The sequence below is a fragment of the Planctomicrobium mucosum genome, assembly GCF_051466335.1.
GTDB lineage: Bacteria > Planctomycetota > Planctomycetia > Planctomycetales > Planctomycetaceae > Planctomicrobium.
Genome location: NZ_CP195793.1, coordinates 3,505,608 through 3,524,828 on the forward strand (window position 1 = coordinate 3,505,608; position 19,221 = coordinate 3,524,828).

15 protein-coding genes are annotated in these 19,221 nt (G+C 52.2%); 11 read left to right on the top strand and 4 right to left on the bottom strand.

Annotated features, from left to right (window positions below; all coding sequences use genetic code 11):
* Positions 1 to 39: 39 nt before the first annotated feature.
* Positions 40 to 528 carry a tRNA adenosine(34) deaminase TadA gene (gene tadA / locus SH668x_RS13890; protein WP_437185665.1) on the top strand — a complete coding sequence of 163 codons (489 nt, stop codon included), beginning with the start codon at positions 40 to 42 and terminating at the stop codon, positions 526 to 528.
* Positions 529 to 663: 135 nt separating this feature from the next.
* Here the strand turns inward: tadA and SH668x_RS13895 are convergent, their stop codons facing one another.
* Positions 664 to 1,842, bottom strand: a complete 1,179-nt coding sequence (locus SH668x_RS13895) for a XylR family transcriptional regulator (protein ID WP_437185666.1) — start codon at positions 1,840 to 1,842, stop codon at positions 664 to 666.
* A gap of 866 nt (positions 1,843 to 2,708) precedes the next feature.
* Entirely contained in the window at positions 2,709 to 3,506 is a 798-nt protein-coding gene (locus tag SH668x_RS13900) for a sugar phosphate isomerase/epimerase family protein (protein ID WP_437185667.1), read from the bottom strand.
* 426 nt (positions 3,507 to 3,932) lie between these two features.
* Here SH668x_RS13900 and SH668x_RS13905 point away from each other — a divergent pair, with 426 nt between their 5' ends.
* Positions 3,933 to 4,439, top strand: a complete 507-nt coding sequence (locus tag SH668x_RS13905; protein WP_437185668.1) for a hypothetical protein — start codon at positions 3,933 to 3,935, stop codon at positions 4,437 to 4,439.
* A 524-nt stretch (positions 4,440 to 4,963) separates the two neighbouring features.
* On the top strand, positions 4,964 to 7,228 hold the full coding sequence (gene rnr, locus SH668x_RS13910) for a ribonuclease R (protein ID WP_437185669.1): 2,265 nt from the start codon (positions 4,964 to 4,966) through the stop codon (positions 7,226 to 7,228).
* A 178-nt stretch (positions 7,229 to 7,406) separates the two neighbouring features.
* On the opposite strand, the gene SH668x_RS13915 is transcribed toward rnr, so the two are convergent.
* Positions 7,407 to 9,482, bottom strand: coding sequence for a diguanylate cyclase (locus SH668x_RS13915; protein ID WP_437185670.1), 2,076 nt, complete (start codon positions 9,480 to 9,482; stop codon positions 7,407 to 7,409).
* Positions 9,483 to 9,850: 368 nt separating this feature from the next.
* Between SH668x_RS13915 and SH668x_RS13920 the strand changes: the two genes are divergently transcribed.
* The 3 genes from SH668x_RS13920 to argH all read left to right on the top strand — a co-directional run bounded on the left by SH668x_RS13920 (position 9,851) and on the right by argH (position 15,027).
* Positions 9,851 to 11,920, top strand: coding sequence for a hypothetical protein (locus tag SH668x_RS13920; protein WP_437185671.1), 2,070 nt, complete (start codon positions 9,851 to 9,853; stop codon positions 11,918 to 11,920).
* A 377-nt stretch (positions 11,921 to 12,297) separates the two neighbouring features.
* Positions 12,298 to 13,422 carry a hypothetical protein gene (locus SH668x_RS13925; RefSeq protein ID WP_437185672.1) on the top strand — a complete coding sequence of 375 codons (1,125 nt, stop codon included), beginning with the start codon at positions 12,298 to 12,300 and terminating at the stop codon, positions 13,420 to 13,422.
* Positions 13,423 to 13,650: 228 nt separating this feature from the next.
* Complete coding sequence (argH, locus tag SH668x_RS13930) at positions 13,651 to 15,027, top strand: argininosuccinate lyase (protein WP_437188557.1); 1,377 nt, start codon at positions 13,651 to 13,653, stop codon at positions 15,025 to 15,027.
* 223 nt (positions 15,028 to 15,250) lie between these two features.
* Here the strand turns inward: argH and SH668x_RS13935 are convergent, their stop codons facing one another.
* A complete protein-coding gene (locus SH668x_RS13935; protein WP_437185673.1) occupies positions 15,251 to 15,676 on the bottom strand; it encodes a hypothetical protein in 426 nt (141 codons plus the stop codon).
* A gap of 136 nt (positions 15,677 to 15,812) precedes the next feature.
* Between SH668x_RS13935 and SH668x_RS13940 the strand changes: the two genes are divergently transcribed.
* The 5 genes from SH668x_RS13940 (at position 15,813) to SH668x_RS13960 (ending at position 19,190) form a co-directional block, all read left to right on the top strand.
* A complete protein-coding gene (locus tag SH668x_RS13940) occupies positions 15,813 to 16,502 on the top strand; it encodes a 3-keto-disaccharide hydrolase (protein ID WP_437185674.1) in 690 nt (229 codons plus the stop codon).
* 62 nt (positions 16,503 to 16,564) lie between these two features.
* Positions 16,565 to 17,167, top strand: a complete 603-nt coding sequence (locus tag SH668x_RS13945) for a hypothetical protein (RefSeq protein WP_437185675.1) — start codon at positions 16,565 to 16,567, stop codon at positions 17,165 to 17,167.
* Positions 17,168 to 17,215: 48 nt separating this feature from the next.
* Complete coding sequence (gene acpS, locus SH668x_RS13950; RefSeq protein ID WP_437185676.1) at positions 17,216 to 17,620, top strand: holo-ACP synthase; 405 nt, start codon at positions 17,216 to 17,218, stop codon at positions 17,618 to 17,620.
* Between the two features lie 120 nt (positions 17,621 to 17,740).
* A complete protein-coding gene (locus SH668x_RS13955; protein ID WP_437185677.1) occupies positions 17,741 to 18,730 on the top strand; it encodes a DUF3500 domain-containing protein in 990 nt (329 codons plus the stop codon).
* Positions 18,731 to 19,028: 298 nt separating this feature from the next.
* Positions 19,029 to 19,190, top strand: coding sequence for a hypothetical protein (locus SH668x_RS13960; protein WP_437185678.1), 162 nt, complete (start codon positions 19,029 to 19,031; stop codon positions 19,188 to 19,190).
* The last annotated feature ends 31 nt before the right edge of the window (positions 19,191 to 19,221 follow it).

Sequence of the window (19,221 nt, forward strand, 5' to 3'; positions counted from 1 at the left end):
GGTCAGTGAGCATCGGGAAGATCGGAGTGAATTGATTTCATGGATGAACCGAATTTGCTTGATATCGACCGACATCAATACTGGATGCAGCAAGCACTTGATCGAGCAATTCAGGCGTTCGATCAGGATGAAGTCCCTATCGGAGCGATTATTGTTCACAACGAGCAGATCATCGGCGAAGGATACAACCAGAGGGAGACACTGAAGGATCCGACCGCACATGCAGAGATGATTGCAATGACACAGGCTGCGGCAGCTCTGAATTCGTGGCGACTACTGGACTGCACGTTGTATGTCACACTCGAACCATGTCCAATGTGCGCAGGCGGCATTGTTCAGGCGCGAATTCCCAACCTCGTCTATGGAACAACAGACCCCAAGGGGGGAGCGTGTCATACGCTCTACGAGATTACGAATGATCCTCGACTGAATCATCGCTGCAACGTGATTGGAGGGGTCATGCAACCCGATTGTCGTGCGATCCTGCAGCGATTTTTTGCTCAGCAACGAGCGCTCGGCAAAAAATAGTGGTATCCACTCCAGGTTGCCACGACCACTGAGGGCGAACGCCGAAACCTGACACTTACAACACGCGACGCACCTTCGGCTATTTTGCTCGCTGATGGAGCACGAGGCAATGCGTGGCCGAAGCCGCTGTGCATGTTAAAGGCCGCCGAACTTGGCAATGCGGTTCTCTTTTCGATAGGCCTGAGGCGTGACCCCAGTCTTCTTGTGGAAGACCGTACTGAGCTGCTTGGGTTCGTTGAATCCACAGCGTGAGGCGATCTCACTGATGGGGAGATCCGTATGGGCAAGCAGTTGACGCGCACGATCCATCCGGATGCGGGTGATCTCTTCTTTCATTGATCGTCCGACCAAACTTCGGAAACGCCGCTGTAGCGTGCTTTCAGAGAGTGAGCTCTGCTTCAGAAGTTGATCGACTCGAAGACCGTCGCAAGCGTTGGCTCTGAGTTCGCGCACCAACTTCTGCATCTCTTCGTCATCAAACATCAAGAGATTCGTGGATTGTCTTTCAACGACTCCCATTGGTGGAATCTCGGTCTTGCCGACAATCGGAGGATGTCCTGACAAGATCCGTTCCATTTCGACCGCAGCCCGGTACCCAACCCGCTCGACACCACAATTTACGCTCGAAAGAGTTGGGTTTGCCAAATTGCACAGCAGCTCGTCATTGTCGATCCCCATGATTCCCACTGCTTCGGGAACTTTCAGGGAGAGCCGCCGGGCGGCTTCGAGCACATGTAAGGCACGTTCATCGTTGGTCGCCAGAAGCCCCACTGGCTTAGGCAAGCTCAACAGCCATTCCGCAATCTGCTCTTCATCGCGATCCCACTTCAGTTGCCCGTCAATCGGAACATTTGGCTGATAGTACGAGAACGAACAGTTTGCAGCCTGGGCAAACTCCGCCATGATCTGCACGCGATAGTCGGACCAGTTAAACATCCCGCGTGGAAGTGCACAGAACGCAAAATTTCTGTAGCCCTGATTCCAGAGATGATCAAATCCAAGCTTCACCATTCCGCGATTGGAAGTGATGACGGAAGGATGGTCAGTACTGTATTCCGAGCCGCTCAGATCAATGGTCGGAATTCCGGATGCGCGAATCGAATCCGCAATTTCCGGAGTGGAAACTCGAGCGAGAATTCCATGCCCGTCCCAAGTTGCGAGCCAGGAGGGTGGCGCATCGAAGAGGCCACGTGTTTCGAAAAAGATCGTCCAAGGGCCGTGTTCGCGTTCGTACTGCATAACCCCGCGCAGCAATCCGCGTCCGTACTCCCTCGACGTCTCAATCAAAAGTGCAATTTTTAGTGGTCGGTTCAAAATGCAGGAATCCGTCGTGTGGTGAACCGTACAACTGTGCGTCACCGTGAACGCGATTTCAGTTTTTCCGGCACTCAACTAGACCGCAACAAATAATGTCGCGTAACTGATGTCCACTGGCCCTGCTGCAACTTCCACAAAATTGATTTCCCGGACTCTTAACCCGCTGAACCTGAAATCAATTTTTTGGCGTCTTCACCCTCCAATTGAAGCAGCTTCCAACTGGCGAGCACACCCTTTAACACAAGCAATAAACTGTAAATTCAAACTGATTGCGTCATTCAGAAAGTCTTTAATGACACGAATTGCGTCCACCTTAGAGATGAGCTGAGACGTCTCACATCAAATTCGAATTCAGTCCCAGCATCAAGCAAACTCGGCGAAAAGCGATTCGTTTTAACGAAAGTTACCGGCTTGTTAAGCCTAAATCATCTCTCACTGCAAAATAGAATTGACCACCAAAAACCATGCAACTCTTTTTTGAAAGAGAGTGGCGGAATCCCTTCAATCTCCAAATTGATTCGATCCCATTTTCTAATACTAAAGTCAATTAAACCCATCTCAAGTATGTTGTTAACAATCCATTAACCTCGACAGATATTTGACAACATATTCTTCGAATTCGAGGAGTTCAATCTCTATCACTCGAATTGTTTGCGAATCTCTCGCCCCCTCGCGGCCCATGAGACCTGTGGCAATTTGAATGAAGTACGCAGGGGCCACTATTCATAAAATTGCAGCAGAACGCAACACTTGCAAACGTGTCGTCTTTTCCAAGAGCAACTTGCGCAATAAAAAAGACCTACTGCTGAACAGTCGGTCTTGAGGAAATTCAAACGAACGAGATTCGATTTGCTTCGTCTATTTTAAAGGAGCGATTCGAGAAGCATTCGTAGTTTTCTCATTTCGAGCGGGCGATGCTGCAATTCCATCTTCTCCGGGAGAATTTCGACGGCCAGAGCGCGAGTGTAGTGCTGACGGGAAAGCTGGTCGACCAAGCCACTGTAGTCAATCTCCCCCAGTCCGACTTGAACCTGAACTTGCTGCAGAGTGGAATCCCGCAAATGCGTGTGCAATGTGTACGGTGACACCATTTCTATAATGGCATCAGAGTTTTTCGGATCGAGAAAATAACTCGGGTCGAACGAAATCCCGAGGCGATCAACTGCCTGACACAATTCGACAGCAGTGTAAGCGTCACCGGTCACGCGACCTGCTTCAGTGCGAACCGCAATGCGAATTCCATCGGCGGATGCGGTCACGACAAGCGCGCGAAGCCGGTCGATTTCAAGATTGAATGGAGTTCCAAGTGGTGAAGCTGGAACAACGAATTGGGTGATGCGAAGAGTCTTCGCGACTTTGCACATTGCGGCGAAAGTGGCGGAGTCGACATCGTGGGCGAACGTGAATGCAATTGGAGAAAGACGTGCCTGCTCGCGGAGTCGCCGAATGAAATCGTCAGGATCTGCAACAATCTTAGAAGGCTTCAGGGCCCCATTTTCATCCAGCCAAACTTCAACGCGGTCAAATTCCAGATCGCGGATCTGGTCGAGAGCTTGCCAGAACTCAAGTTCTGCGAAGCATCGGGTTGAAGCTGCCACAAACACACGCACACTCCCTTGTCGTGAATGATTGATATCGTCATGAGCGCAGAATTCTCTCATGAGAGCATTTCATGCTTCTCTCATGAACTGTTCATGCACCCAAGTATACAAGAAGAACTGGAATTCGGCAGGCGGAGTTAAAAAAGACGCCTCACCATTCGTTCAACCAGCAGATTCCGCCTGTCTCGCGTCAAAAAAGGTGATCGCCAACGTATTCTTGGTAACCAAGAGAACCTGCAGAAGAAACGCCGTGCACACATTTTATTCCGGATATTCCGAGTCTGCAAGATCTGCCCACCGAACCGAGCAAATTGAGTTTACGTTTCCATCGGATTCTTCGCATTTTCCCACTGGAAATGTCGATAACGAATGCGGGGGCATCCGCAGGTAGTGGGTGCGTAGCAAGGCCTCTGCGATTTGTCCGCATTCAGCGGAACTGCCAGATCGCATAATGCCTCAATGCGGATCAAAATTGGGAACGGATTCATGAAGCGTTTTAGCCATCAAATGATGTTGGTGGGGATTCTTGCAGCGACCGCGATGACTGGATGCCAGACATTCAATGCGCCAGTCGTTCGGGGACAGAGTCCGTCTGTGCCAGCAAGCCCGAATACTCGCACCCTTTACCACACACCGATTCGCTCTGCGGCGGATGAGGCTCAGGACATTTACCACGAGCATCACAACACAACGACGTACCACTACAACGATCGCCTGGCTGGTGGACCAGCAAGCAGCTACGGCCAAAACTGTCCGCCAAACGCTCAGGGTGGCGGATTTCACACCAGCGGCGCCTATCAGGGTTACGGCGAAAACTGCCCACCGGGGCAACGCGGTTGCCGTAATGGCTATGGTCACGACAAATTCAGCTACGCTTATCAGGTCCCGAACGATCTGGTTTACCCACCATCCGGTCCTACGGGTGGTTTAGGTGGCGCGGTGGTCTACCCATACTACACCCTCCGTGGGCCAAGCGACTTCTTCCGCCAGTAAAAGCAGTGGGTTTTTACAACGCGAGGCCGATTCGCTCTGCGGGAGTCCGGCAGTAGACGCCCGTCTCAATCGGCCCGTCATTGGGTGACCTCCAGGCTTGCTACAAGAAAACCACCCTGTCCGCACAGAGTGGTTTTTTCATTTGATGCATCAGGCTTTGCTCGATTTCGATGGATCGTTTTTCCCCACATCCCCTGCAGTGAAAAAGAGCAAGTTCGAATTCTGATGGCGTAATCCCCTTCAAATCACCGAAAAATCACTCTTGGCATGAGGGTTGCAACTACCAACTCTCGCTATTACGGAATCTGCCCGCTTCCGTGGTGGTAATGCAAGCGTCCCAAAGATGGTCTCTGGGACGCTTGTTCCATTTTGTAGATCGTCTTATTGAACAAAGCTCTCTGGTGGCTCGCGCCGCGTTTTTCTTTTATGCGTCTTGCTCGCGAGTTTGATAGACTGTTGATCACCCCAGCTATCTTTCTAGTCCCCAGATCCCTCTCATTTTATCATCGCTCGACGGAGAGATAATGTCTCGTATTCGCCAACTCATCACTCAGTTCCTGAGTCGTCCCGGCTACAAAGCTCTCAAGCCGAAGTTGTTGGCGAAGAAAATCGGGGTGACCAAAAAGAAGATGGCTGCCTTTGAAGCAGCGCTTGAAGAGGCTCGATCAAGCGGAGACATCCGGATTTTAGAGTCCGGCCGGATCGTTCCCCGTCTGGCGGCGAATACGTACAGCGGAATTCTTCGCAAAATCGCCAGCGGCGATGCTTTTGTCATTCTCCATGAACCTCGCCCCGCTGGAGTCGAAGGAGACCTTTTCGTCGACGCGGCTGACTGTCTGGATTCGCAAAATGGCGATGAAGTTCTTGTCAGACTGCGAAAAAGAGTGACGAGCCAAGGTCACCGCTGTGCTGAAGTCGTTGACATTGTTCAACGAGCAACAAATGTCTTTGTCGGAACCTATTTCGAGGAAGACGACAAAGCCTGGGTCCAAATCGACGGGAAGAACTACGGGGCGCCTATCTGGGTTGGTGATCCCGGAGCCAAGGGAGCAATCGAGGGAGATAAGGTTGTTGTCGAGATGCTTCGATTTCCTTCCGCCGATGTGATTGGCGAAGGAGTTCTAACCAAGGTGCTGGGGCCACGTGGTGTCCCTGGGGTCGACACACAACTCGTGATCCACGAGTTCGCGATCCCGGACGAATTTCCGGAAATCGTCCTGGAAGAAGCCCGTTTGCAAGCAGAAACCTATCAGGAGAACGATCTTACCGATCGCGAGGATCTCACTGAGACACTCATCGTGACGATCGACCCCGTCGACGCTCGTGACTTTGACGATGCGATTTCCCTTGAGCGTTGGGAAAATGGGCATTGGCATCTGGGCGTCCACATCGCAGATGTCTCGCACTTTGTGCAGCCAGGAACGGAATTGGACCGTGAAGCCCAGCTCCGAGGAAACAGCGTTTACCTGCCGACAAAAGTGATCCCGATGCTCCCGGAGATCATCTCCAACGGACTCGCATCATTGCAGGCGGAACGAGTTCGCTTCACGGTATCAGCATTCATAGAGTTCAGCCCTGACGGAATCCCTGTCTCCTCACGTTTTGCCCGATCCGCGATTCGAGCGAAGCACAGGTTCGCATACGAGGAGGTAATGCCATTAGTCAATAACACAGCTCCTGATGAAGCTCAAAAGCTGTCGCCCGAAATTCTGACGCTTCTCGGCAATATGCACGAACTGGCCATGCTCCTGCGCGAAAGGCGTTTCGCACAGACCGCTCTTGAACTCGACATGCCGGAGGTGAAGCTGGACTTTGATCAGGATGGGAAAGTGATTGGTGCACACGAGACCGATCATGATGAAAGCCATCAGATGATCGAGGAATTCATGTTGGCAGCCAATGTAGCGGTGGCACAAGAACTCGACCGTCGAGGGTTGCCGTTTATGCGACGCGTTCACCCTGATCCGAGCCTCCAGAAAATGACTGCGTTAGGGGAGTTCGTCGAAGGGCTGGGATTCCCGATGAAGCAGGTTCAAAGCCGAAGCGACCTGCAGAAGCTGCTAAAAAAGGTAAAAGGAACACCGAAAGAACATGCCATCAGTTACGCAGTACTGCGGAGTTTGAAGCAGGCAACCTATTCCCCGCTTGCTGACGGGCATTATGCGCTTGCTGAGGAACACTATTGCCACTTCACCAGCCCGATCCGGCGCTATCCGGACTTACTGATTCACCGCATGTTGCTGGGACTGCTCGAAAACAAGAAGAACGCGTTCGGACAGGGGATGGAAGAGCAACTGCGGATGGGTCGACACTGCTCAACGACCGAGCGGCGCGCGGAACGAGCCGAACGTGAGCTGGTCAAAATCAAGTTGCTCACCTACATGGAAAGCCGTATCGGCGAGGAAATGGATGCGATCATCACCGGTGTCGATCGATACGGATTCTTCTGCCGTGGAGTCGAGATTCCAGCGGAAGGTCTGGTGCATATCGGAACACTCTCGCGGTCGGACTACTTTGACTTTGATCGCCCACAGATGGCGCTGGTTTCTAAAAGTGGTGTGATGTACCAACTCGGTGATCGGGTCCGAGTGGAAGTGATCAGCGTCGATGTGAATCGTCGCGAGTTGAATCTGAAGCTGGCAAAAGGAGCAGATGAGAAGAGGCCCGCGCCAAAATCCAGTTCATCGCGCAAGCAGCGAATCAACTCAGTTCGATCGACAGATCAATCATCAAAAGGGAAGCGACAAAAGCCTCGCAAGAAAAACTCCTCACGACGCAAGGGGAAATAGAGAGCCGGGAGTTTTGGCGTGAATTGAGATCGGCCGGCCGGAGACTGATTCGAAGTTTCAATCAGCCCGGTCGCCGTTAGAGTGCCTCTCACGAGAGTGTGGCGTTCCGGCGACGATAAACGGAGCGCTTAAACGAGTTTTTGCCGCCATTCGCCGACACACACAACTGAGACAGGGACTAGTTCCACGATGAGGCGGGCCGTAGTGAGCGGATGCTGTCGATCTTCGTGTTCAGGAAGGCAGCCTGAGTGGCCCGACAGTAGGTCAGCAACTCATTCGCACAACACAAGCAGCCCAGGATATCGCGTCCTGTGATTGCGATCTGTTCGAGTTCCATCGCCTTCGCGCTAATCTCAATTGCCCCGACGCGATTGGCAGTATTGCAAATCTGACCTGCGATGAGCTTGAGTTCTTCGACGTCCTGTAGATCGACAGCTTCGGCAAGTCGTTCCAATTCGATTCCGAACGCGAGGGCTGCTTCTAAAGGGACTTGCAAATGCGGAATCGGAGTTTGTGGTTGAGATGTCATGAACTCAACAAACTGCTCGACGATTTCCGGATCGAATTGTTCTCCAGCACACCGCTGTAACTCAGCAACGGCTTGCTGATGGGACATCGCACTGCGATAGATCTTGTGATTGACCATGGAGTCATAGGCATCCGCAACCGCAAGAATGCGCGCTCCGAGCGGAATCTGAATCCCAGATTCGATGGTGGCGGAAAACGGACGAATTGCATTCTCGACAATTTCAGTCAGCTCTGGTGTTGCGAACGAAGTTCGAATGATTTCCACGCTGATGCGTTCACAGGACCGAAGTGTATCCCAGTCCTCTGTTGTCAATTTGTCTGCTTTTTGCAGAGTCGAGTCTGGAATGCCGATCTTCCCGATGTCGTGAAGGAGGGCCGCCATCTCCAGCACATAGCAGTTCGACTGCGAGAGTATTGGTTGGCCAAAATTCACGCACAAATCGGCGACGCGGCGGCAATGCGCAGCGGTGGCGAAATCGCGGAAAGACAAAGCGGAGATGAGCGCTGTCACTGCTGGAAACGGGATACTTGAAACCTGATCGATTCGGGACGACAGGGAGCTTTCATCCAGATCTAAATTGTCCGTATCCTCGATGCGGTAGACGAACTGGTTGCGCCCGCGTGATTTCGCCGTCTGCAAGTAGTTATCCGCATGCGCAAGAAGCGCCTGGGCCGACTCTGAAAATTCTGACAGAGAAGACATCCCCATACTGACTGTCACCCTGGACGCCGAAGGGGTGACTCGAGTGATCTGCTTGCGGAGATCCTCACAGAACTTCAGGCCGTCTTCGAAGGAGGTTTTCGGCAGGATGACCAGAAACTCTTTTCCTCCGTTTCGACTGACAACTGCGTCCTCTGCAACGCTTTCTAGAAGAAGTTCTCCGATTCTTTTAAGAATGGTGTCAGCCGTTTCATGTCCCAGCTGATCGTTGACTTCTCGAAATCGGTCAAGATTGACGAGGATGCAAATCAGGTTATGGCGGAATCTTCGGGCGTCACTCCATAATCGTTCTAACAATTCCATTCCGTGCCGACGATTGTACGCTCCGGTCAGTTGGTCCCGGTTTGCCAGCAGTTCGAGTTTGGCGTTTTGCTGGCGAATGTGGTTTCCCGACTGCCTCACCGATTCGAGCAGGTTCGAGAGTTCCATCTGCTTTCTCTGAAATTTGGTCACATCCTCAAAAATGATCATCGCACCCCGCGGTGTTTCTGATTCTTCAGAGATGGCACTCCCCTTCATGACCAGAATGCGATCCTGAGTATTCGGCGGGCCAACCAGGTGCCCGCATCGAGATTCACATTCTTTGACCGCTTCAATGAGTGAAAGTTCAGAACTCGTACTTTCGAGGTCTTTCCATTTCCAGGGGAGAAGCTTGATTTTTTGCCCGAGAAGATCTGCCCTGTCGACCCCAGACAATTCAATAAATGCCTGATTCGTGAAGGTGATTTGACCGCGATAATCCAAAATCAGGATGGCGACGTTCAGATCATCGAGAGGTGATTGAAAGTACTTCGGAATCACCTCTGCTTTCGCCAAGTCACGATTTCGGATCGTGAGAACGATCAGGCCGATCCCCAGCACAGCAATGATGGATACTTCCAGATAGACGTGGAGCCTTCCCGTTGAATGCATCAACAACCAGAGGACGCCAATCACGGCACACAATGTCACGAACGTCTGCGTTGCGTTAATAAGCGGCGTTCGGCGATTTGGTTTGTTGAGCATTTGTTCAAAATAGCATTTGTGAATTTGATTGATGCACTACGTCTATAAATTCATACATCCACTAGAATTCGGAGCGTTGCTTTTTTGTACGATGGCTTTCGTTTTATTGAAGGATCGCCCGCATTGATGGAAAATAATGCAACACTCATTCAATCATTGAGCTGTCTCTCGGGAGATTTCCGAGGTCGGAAGTTGTTTTTTTTGATTCGTACGTGAATCGTGAACTATTTGTGTACGGATCCGCTTTTGATTCAGCACTAATTTGAGTGCGAGAGTTCCTGTGCGACTTCATGTCGAACCGAGCCTGTGCATTTCCCGAACAAAAAAACACTTTCAAATTCTTGAGTAATGACTCACGAGGGTGCGATATGCGGCTGACATTGAGAACCATTCTGGCATATCTCGACGATGTCCTTGAGCCCGCTCAAGCCCGAGAGATCGGGGAGAAAATTGCTGAGAGTCCCGACGCTGTGGCGCTGATGAATCGATTGAAAGATGTGATTCGCCGTCGTCGAATCGGTGCTCCTGAACTGGCAGGTCCAGGTTCGGGCCCGGATCCGAACATCGTTTCGGATTATTTCGAAAACGTGCTGTCACCCTCGCAGGTCGTGGAATTGGAAAGACTGTGCCAATCGTCAGATTTGCATCTGGCGGAGGTCGCTGCCTGTCACAAAATCCTCAGCCTGGTGATGAGTCAGCCGATCGACGTTTCGGACAGCATGAAGGACCGCATGTACGCCCTCGGTACTCACAAAACGCCGGGCGATACGCCTTCCAGCGGAGATATTCCCGCCCCGATGGCAGAGGGAATGTCTGCCGTCCGGACTGAGAGTGAAAGCCGCCTGCCGGAGTATTTGACTCGCCGTTCCAGCTTTCCTCAGAAGTATGGTGCGATCACAGTTGTCGCCCTTATTGGATTGGCATGGGCGACGCTCCTCGCAACTGACAAGAGCCTTTGGACCAGATCGCAAGCGAATCGACCGGTTGCACAAATTGATGACTCCAAGGAAGAAGCGAACGCACTACCGGAACCTGAAAAAAATCCAGTGCCCGGTCCCCCCGCAGTTCAGGTTGTGGATACTGTTCCGATCGATGATTCAGGTCTTCCTACCGAATCGGTTTTGGACACAGAAATGGGCTTAATGGAGGATGGGGAAGAGACTGAGGAAGATCTTTCCTCGGTTGGCGAAATGCCGCTTCCCCCGGAAGAAACAGAGCCCGAAATGCCCGCCCCGGCCAAGCCTCAAGTCGTTGAAGGAGAACGATTCCCTGAGTTCGACTTTCGATATCAGGAGGGGGACGATGTGACGATTCAGCGTGATGCTGGCTCCGTCGATTGGTTATTGCATTCCGGCGGAATCGATTCGGCTGTGGGTGTCGGCGATGAATTTGCGATTCCTGCTCCGTTTCAGGGATTGTTCGAAATCGATGGTCGCGTCGAAATTTCACTCTCTTCGGGAGCGCGCGTGTTGCGAACTCCGCGATTGGAAAAGACGATTTTAGGACTCGCACTGAATCGTGGGCATATCACGATTAAGAGACCTATCACGGAAAATGAACCGATCGCAGTGAATTTGAACGTAGCGCAGCGAGACTGGGTAATCGAGTTTCTGGATCCAGAAACTGAGATCGCTTCACAGGTTACCTTGCCGATCCCCAAAGGGCAGCCAGGTCCAAACACCACGTATTCAGTTGACGGTGGACTTGTCGTTCTGTCAGGACGTGTTCGAGTGACGGGAGAAGGTGGCGAACCAATCGAACTGACCCCGAGTGAAGGGTATGCACGTTGGCCCGCTGCCGGCACTCAGTTGGTGGTCGGAACGGATCAGAGTCTGCCTAGTTGGGCAATGCCGGTTTCAAGCATTGTAACTCCTGCGATGAAGCAGTTGGCGAAGCTGTATCAGAAAGAATTCCTCCCCGGACGCACTATCGTTCAATGCATTGGGCCAGTCACTCTGGACAAACGAGCTGGAATTTCAGAACTCGCAGTGAAAACAATGGCGATCATCGACGAATACCACTTCACCGTGCCGGCATTGAAATCGGAGCATCAGGAATCACGTCTGGCCGCGATTGAAGGGGTGAGACAATGGTTGATCATGAGTCCAGATCATCCTGCGTTGCTCAATGAGGAACTCAAACGAGGATTCCGGGAAGAATCGATTGGGACGCTCGAGAAAATGTTGTGGGGATTCCCAGACTCTGATGCGCACGATCCTGCAGTTTCCCGGCAACTGATTGACTGGATGTCAGACGAACACATCGCAATTCGACAACTTGCCTTTGAATTTGTCTCCCGGGTCGTCGGTAAGACCTATGATTACATGCCCATGGCGCCGATTGCCGAGAGAAGAGCGGCAATTCAGCGGTGGGAAGACTATGTAAAACGAAGTGGTGGCACGCTACTTCCTGCGACGGATACTGAACCTCAGCAATAAACGTCCGTGTCTGAAGTCGAACTGGATGCGATTTTAGCGAGTAAAACGCCCGCTCCCAACGGAAGCAGGGAGTCGCGAGATGCTCCAGTTCAATTCAATCGGTACAAGTCTTGCAATGGGATCGCTGTGATTAGTCAGGGAAGGTGTTGCATCATTCATAACAAGTATTTCGTTTCCATCGACGGCAGATTGTGCCGAATTGGACCATGCAAACTCGATTTTCCCGATCACGACAGACGATGACCTGCAACGTCCTGAACACGTGGTTCCAATCATTGGAATCGCGAGTGAACGGGGCCAAATGGCTTACGGATGCCGCACCGATTCGTAATCGCCTTCAGGTCTTTGGTCTTCTGTCGTCGGGCGTAAACTGAATCATGCAGCGATTGCAATCACTCTTGATGTCGCTCGCCTTGGTCTTGCTGGGAGGATCGGTATTTGCCGAATTCCCGGGAGGATATCAGGGGTCTGCTCCCTATCGTCCCTCGTTGACCTCCTCATTCGACGAACAGCTTCCATTTCTTCCACCTGCCCCCGAGTCCTTGACGGCACGGACGGGGACTACCTTCTATCGCCCTGACGTTGTGGCTCAGATGCCGGCCGAGCCGGTGCAGATGCCGCAATATCAATCGTTCGATCCTGCTCTGTCTCGCTACTGGATGGTGAGCAGCCGTCAATCCGTCCAGAACATCAACGATCGAAACCGGGGCCCGTGGGGACTCCATATCCACGAATTGCATTGCGACGGAAGCTCACAGGCCAGCAACATCGGATTACTGTCACAGCAGATTGTTCCAGGTGTGCCAGTTTGTATTTTTGTCCACGGAAGCTTTGTCGAATTGCCAAATCAGTACGTCGAGGCGGCCGGCTTCTACACCGCCGTCCGAGGAAAAAATCCCTCGCCTCTCCATATGATCTTCTTCACATGGCCGAGCGATGGTCCCTACACCGGGATTTTCCCAGTCGATGTGGCAATCCGTGGGCGTCAGGCGGACTTCAACGGATTTCACCTGGCCTATCTGATTTCTCAAATTCCTGCTGAGTGTCCGATTTGCCTCGTTGGTCACAGCCACGGCACTCGAGCCATTCTCTCTGCGATGCACCTCGCCGGAGGCGGGACAATCGAAGGGTGCTCATTCCCTTATTCCATGGGCCAGAATCGACGATATCGAGCGGTTCTGGCAGCGGCAGCTTTTGATCACAATTGGCTCAATCCTGGCCATCAATTCGATCGCTCGCTGAATCCGCTTGAAGGGCTTGTGAATCTGAGAAATCGCAACGACCTCGCGCTGGCAGCATACCCCCTCTCCCGCCCATTTGCGCACCGTGCGACCGCGCGAAGCGGTTTCACCGAACATGATGCCCGCATGATTGGCTACAATGCCGCCAAGATCCGGGAAGCTGACGTTACAGACATCGTGGGACGCCATCACTATTGGCCCTACTACTACAAGAGCCCAACCATCATCAACACGATCTCGCCTTATATTTTCTTTCAGTAATGTGATTCGCTGCTGGGTTCGGCGACTTCAGGCTCTCGTTTCAAAAAAAAACTCTTCTTCGCTGGCAGAGCAGTCCAATTTTCGTGATGCTCTGAACTGATCGGAATCGTGATTGCGGCTGTTTCGTCGTGCCACAATCAATGAGCACCGAATTCCTGTCTGATGAATTCTGTCGATCACCGTTATTCTTGATCGACTTGGAAATTTTGCGGAATGCAGAGGAAGATCGTGGCAGAAAAAGCCTGGGGCGGACGTTTCACAGAACCGACCAACGAGCAGGTCGAACTGTTTACAGAGTCAATTTCGTTCGATTCCCGTCTGGCAGAGGTCGATGTCCAGGGTTCGCAAGCACATGCAAAGATGCTCGCTCAGGTGGGGCTGATTTCATCTGAAGAGTGCGAACAGATCTGCGCTGCCCTCACTGCGATTCTCGAAGAGATCCAGCGTGGGGAAATGCAATACAGCTCTTCTCTCGAAGACATTCACATGCACATCGAGTCTGCATTGATCAAGCGACTCGGCGACACCGGACGCAAATTGCACACGGGACGCTCACGCAACGATCAGGTCTCTACGGATATCAAACTCTACATCCGTAACGCCATCGATCGGATCGATCAGCAACTCAAGGGACTGCAGATCGCTTTCGTTGCGCGTAGCGAGCGCGATATCGATATGGTTCTCCCCGGCTATACCCATTTGCAGCGGGCTCAGCCGGTGAATGCTGTCCATTATTGGCTGGCCTATTGCGAGAAGTTCCAGCGCGACCGCGACCGTTTGGCTGATTGCCGGGCGAGGTTGAACTATTCTCCGCTCGGAGCGGCGGCGCTGGCAGGCTCGACTCTGCCAATCGATCGTCACTTCACAGCGAAAGAGTTGAGCTTCACTGCCCCTGCTGCCAACAGTCTCGACATCTCCAGCGATCGCGATTACCTCGTTGAATTCACATCTGCCCTGGCATTGATTTCGGTTCACCTGAGTGGTTGGGCGGAAGAGTGGATTCTCTGGTGTACCACGGAATTCGGCTTCCTGAAGTTGCCCGATGCCTACACAACTGGATCTTCGATTATGCCACAGAAGAAGAATCCGGACGTGCTGGAATTGATTCGTGGTAAGTCCGCTCGCGTGATCGCCTCTGCTCAACAACTCTTCGTGTTGTTGAAGGGCTTGCCGATGGCCTACAACCGCGATTTACAGGAAGATAAGCTCGCAGCGTTTGTCGCACTGGATACCGTTTCCAGTTGTCTTCAAGTGGCGCCATCGATCGTCGCTCATGCTGAGTTGAATCGCGAACGCATTCAGAGTCGCATTGAAGAGGGCTTCCTCGACGCAACGGCGCTTATGGAATACCTGATCAAGAAGGGGACTCCGATGCGCACCGGTCACGAGATCGTCGGTCGTCTGGTTGCGGAGTGTGAGATGCGTCAGTGCCGACTCGCCGACCTGACGATTCAGGAACTCAAGGTCATTGCGCCAAACGTTGACGAGTCGATTTATGAGATCCTCGGAGCGCAGAATGCGGCAGCCGCTCTGGTCAGTTATGGAAGCGGCGGACACGACCGCGTCCGTGAGCAACTTGCTGCGTGGCAAAAGCGATTAGCTTGATCCACAAAAGGTCCTCCACATGAAATCTGGTCCGGCCATCAATTGATGCTGCCAGAAAAAATCAAACTCCCCGTAGACCGTTCTGCGGGGAGTTTTCGTAGAGGACTTCAATGAGCGATGCAGGCCGGGGCAGCCGAGTTCCTGAGACGTTCCGGATCGCTACGAAGGATCGTTACAATTGATCACTCAATCTTTACGCCAGTGATTTTTCGGATCGATGAAGTCATTGGCAGAGGGAACAAATAACGATTCCCTCTTCTTCGACGAGGAGGGTATTCGTCGGGTACAGCGAGAAAAGAATGAACAGCAGGTATCCGAGGTAAAGACCCGCTCCATAGCAGGCAACGGTTAAATTTAATACTTCTTTGCCGAAGATGACGATAGAGCAACCGATTTCGAGAAGAAGGAGAAAGATGATCGCGACGCCGATTGTCAGCTGACGGAGAATGGGACATTTCCCGTTGCAGAGTTTTCGAATCTGGCGATCAGCAATGTGAGCTCGGATGAGAGCATTGACGAACGGAAGAACAGCGGCCAACACTCCTCCCCAAAAAGGTTCATAGAGGAAACCGATCGCTGGGCTGAACGATGTAATCAGCGGCAGAAATCCGTCCCATTTGAGGATGGCTAAAGCTTGCTTCCAGTTCATTAATCACCCATTAGCTGGTTCAATCAGCGAATCATCAAATTGTATTGAATCATTCGCCTCACGCAACGTGGTTTGCGAAGGGAACTTTGTCTCAGGTAAGCTGACGACTGACACCTGCCTTTACCGGAGCCCTCCCATGAAATTCTCACTTCTTCTGGCAACGATCTGCGTGTTCGTCACATCTTCGTTTGCCAAGGCCGACGACAACTGGATTGAACTCTTCGACGGGAAAACGCTTGACGGTTGGAAGGTGCTTGCCGGGGGAGCGACTTACCGTGTCGAAGATGGCTGCATCGTCGGCAAGACCGATGATGGTCCGCGAAATACCTTTTTGACCAAAGGTCCCTACGGTGACTTCGAACTCGGATTCGACGTCAAATGCGATCCCTCATTGAACTCAGGTGTGCAGATTCGCAGCCAGATTCGTCCGGGTGATGTGGAGGTTCCAAATGCAGAACGTCCCGAACTCAACCCAGTGATGATCTTCGGGTATCAATGTGAGATTGCAGATGCGGGATCAAAAGTCTCCGGAAATTTCTGGGATGAAGCCCGCGGTGGAAAATGGTGGGACGATTTTTCGAACCGCCCGGAAGCACAGAACGCATTCAAAAACAACGAGTGGAACCATTACCGAATTGTCGCTCAAGGCGATCACATCCGATCATGGATCAATGGTATTCCCTGCGCTGACTTTCACGACGACACCGACGCCAGTGGAATCATCGGACTTCAGGTCCATGCAATTGCAAAAGGGACCGGGCCATTCGAAGTCCGATGGAAGAATGTCCGTTTGCGTGAATTAAAGTCCGGGGACGTTGTCAAATAAGGTTCCAAATTCAATGCTGGGATCGAGCCTGATTCCCTCAACGTTTTACTGGAAGCAGGTTGATGGGGACACCTGAAAGAGACCGCGCCAAATCGGAATCACTTCGCCCGTTGTCCCGAGACCTACTTTGGGTAGTCGGTTCATTAGTGGCGGTCGCAGTTCTTGCATTGACGGCATCCTACGTCCCGAATGTGATGAAGCGACTTGGTGTATTCTATTTCGTTTACGGCATCGCCTGCGGAATGGTGATGTTGTGGTTGGCTGCAGAACTTCGCCCAGCGTTTCAACGATCCTTCCCCTACATTGGGGGTGTGATCTGCTGCATTGGAGCCTGTTATCTGGGGTGGCTGTCGTATCAGCGATTTGTTGACGCTCGCGCTGAAATGGTTGCATCGAATCCACACAGCGCAGCGATCGAGTCGGCGATCGAATCGTTCAGCAAGGACAATCCGGAACTCCAGGAGTGGGCCGCGGCGTCCAAACGTGGGAAGTCACTGCGATTCGTGGATTACCTTCATCACCGGGTTTCATCCATCGGCGACTGGGCGAGTCCTTTTCCCGAGCTTTTTTGGATCTGCGAGGTTCTGATCGCAAGCATTGCCTGTGGTTGGACGATGCAAACACGTCGGCGGCTTGAGATTCCTCATGAGAGTTCTTCTCCGTAATCGAGTCGCTGAATAGACGTTTTTTACCCGTCAGGAAAGTTGTGAAAGATGGCCATGATCATTGGTCTGGGAACAGATATCACTGAAATCGTTCGCATTGGTTCAATGATTGAGCGGCATGGTGAGTTGTTCTTGCAGCGAGTCTATACCGAAGACGAAATCAGATACTGTCAGCGACATAAAGAGGCGCTTCAACACTACGCCGGACGCTGGGCCGCGAAAGAAGCGGTCATGAAAGCTCTCGGCACAGGGTTCACCAGAGGGGTCGGCTGGAAAGATATTCAAATTGGCAAAACCAAAGCGGGACGCCCCTTGATTGAACTGGTGGGTGGAGCGGGTCGTGTGGCAGAGGAAATGGGGATCGATGAAGTTCTCATTACCATTTCTCATTGCCGTGCCTATGCCACAGCCACGGCGATCGCAGTTCAACATCATGTCCGCAGAGAAGCGTGACTTTGCGGATCTGTTCGCATCGCTGTTCAAACATGCGTATACTGTAATGTGTGTCCTATAGAGAACCGATAGAGCTACTGACTGCCACTTCAATTCACTACCCATTGAAGGAGAACTGGAATGTACACACCTGGACAAACTCGATGCGGCGACTGCAACGCTGATATGAATCGTCGTCAGTTTCTTCAGAGAACCAGTGTCATTGCTGCGAGCGTCGGGGTGTTCTCTGGACCGTTGCATGGAGCGTTTGCCGCTCCTTCGAAAAGCAGTCGGGCTGAAACAGCAGCTGCGAAGTTGTTTGAAACGCTGAATCCAGCACAGCGGCAGGAAATCTGCTTCGCGTTCGATCACCCGAACCGAACACGAATCAGTGCTAACTGGGCGGTCTCGAAACCGTGTATCTACGAGGACTTTTATACACCTGAACAAAGAGGGCTCATCAAAGAAACGTTTCGGGAGATCACCAGCGAAGAAGGCTTCTCTCGATTCAATGAGCAGATGGAAGCTGATGATGGTGGATTCGACCGCTATCACGTTGGCCTCTTCGGCGATCCAACAACCGATAAATTCGAGTGGGTGCTGAGTGGACTTCATTCCACAATGAGGGCGTCCGGGAACAGCACCCCGGGAGCAGCATTTGGAGGTCCGATTGTCTACGGCCATGCGGAGGAAGACCCCAAAGACAACATCTTCTATTACCAGACCCAGAAGGCAAACGAGGTCTTCAAAGCTCTGGACGCCAATCAGGCAGCTCAGGCACTGCTCACCGCCGCTCCTGCTGAAACAGCGGTGTTGCTTCAAGGGACCGGCGGAGCGTTCACGGGACTTTCACTTGCGAGTCTCTCAGCCGATCAGCAAGGATTAGTCCGCGAAGTGATTCAGGTGTTGCTTGCTCCGTACCGTCAGGAAGATGTCGAGGAAGCAATGAAATTGCTGGAATCTGGCGGTGGAATCGGGGCGTTAAACATGTCGTTCTACAAACAGGGCGATTTGAATAGCGATCAGGAATGGGACATCTGGCGACTGGAAGGACCTTCGTTCGTCGCCCATTTCCGTGGAGCCCCGCACGTTCACGCCTACTTGAACATCGGCACATCCCGTCAGGGCTAAGTGCATTCGATCTGCCAAGGAATATCTCTGCGAGGAGCGGCAATCACACGGAAAACGCCGTGTTGATTGCCGCTCCTCGGTTTTCCAGGACCTGCAAACCTGCGCCTGCGTTGGAATAATTGAAAGTTTTTCGACAACAACCGGGAATTCTGCAAACGAACGTGAAAAGCGGTTTGCCCCATACGAACTATGACATAGGTTTCGGCGAACGTTGTCCGCCGCGTTATAGAATTGTCGACATCAGTTTGGCTGATAAAAGCGGCTCAGAGTCAGGCAGACGAACCAGAGGAGAAGAGCGATGCTCTTCGCAACCGACTATCCCGGAAAATATTACGTCAATTTCTACATCAAGTCGTTCAATAATTTCTGGGACAACCTCACGCCGACTGAGTACGGCGTCATACTCATTCTCGTCGGAGCATGCGGGTATTTCCTGCTGATGCACTCTCAGCGTCGCTAGCCCCAGTCTTAAGAAGCGGGCGGGCGGATGA

Excerpts from the sequence above, each read along its gene's own strand:
- tadA (WP_437185665.1), top strand. The coding sequence starts at position 40 with ATGGATGAACCGAATTTGCTTGATATCGACCGACATCAATACTGGATG.
- SH668x_RS13900 (WP_437185667.1), bottom strand. The coding sequence starts at position 3,506 with ATGAGAGAATTCTGCGCTCATGACGATATCAATCATTCACGACAAGGG.
- SH668x_RS13905 (WP_437185668.1), top strand. The coding sequence starts at position 3,933 with ATGAAGCGTTTTAGCCATCAAATGATGTTGGTGGGGATTCTTGCAGCG.
- rnr (WP_437185669.1), top strand. The coding sequence starts at position 4,964 with ATGTCTCGTATTCGCCAACTCATCACTCAGTTCCTGAGTCGTCCCGGC.
- SH668x_RS13915 (WP_437185670.1), bottom strand. The coding sequence starts at position 9,482 with ATGCTCAACAAACCAAATCGCCGAACGCCGCTTATTAACGCAACGCAG.
- SH668x_RS13920 (WP_437185671.1), top strand. The coding sequence starts at position 9,851 with ATGCGGCTGACATTGAGAACCATTCTGGCATATCTCGACGATGTCCTT.
- SH668x_RS13925 (WP_437185672.1), top strand. The coding sequence starts at position 12,298 with ATGCAGCGATTGCAATCACTCTTGATGTCGCTCGCCTTGGTCTTGCTG.
- SH668x_RS13935 (WP_437185673.1), bottom strand. The coding sequence starts at position 15,676 with ATGAACTGGAAGCAAGCTTTAGCCATCCTCAAATGGGACGGATTTCTG.
- SH668x_RS13940 (WP_437185674.1), top strand. The coding sequence starts at position 15,813 with ATGAAATTCTCACTTCTTCTGGCAACGATCTGCGTGTTCGTCACATCT.
- SH668x_RS13945 (WP_437185675.1), top strand. The coding sequence starts at position 16,565 with ATGGGGACACCTGAAAGAGACCGCGCCAAATCGGAATCACTTCGCCCG.
- acpS (WP_437185676.1), top strand. The coding sequence starts at position 17,216 with ATGGCCATGATCATTGGTCTGGGAACAGATATCACTGAAATCGTTCGC.
- SH668x_RS13955 (WP_437185677.1), top strand. The coding sequence starts at position 17,741 with ATGTACACACCTGGACAAACTCGATGCGGCGACTGCAACGCTGATATG.
- SH668x_RS13960 (WP_437185678.1), top strand. The coding sequence starts at position 19,029 with ATGCTCTTCGCAACCGACTATCCCGGAAAATATTACGTCAATTTCTAC.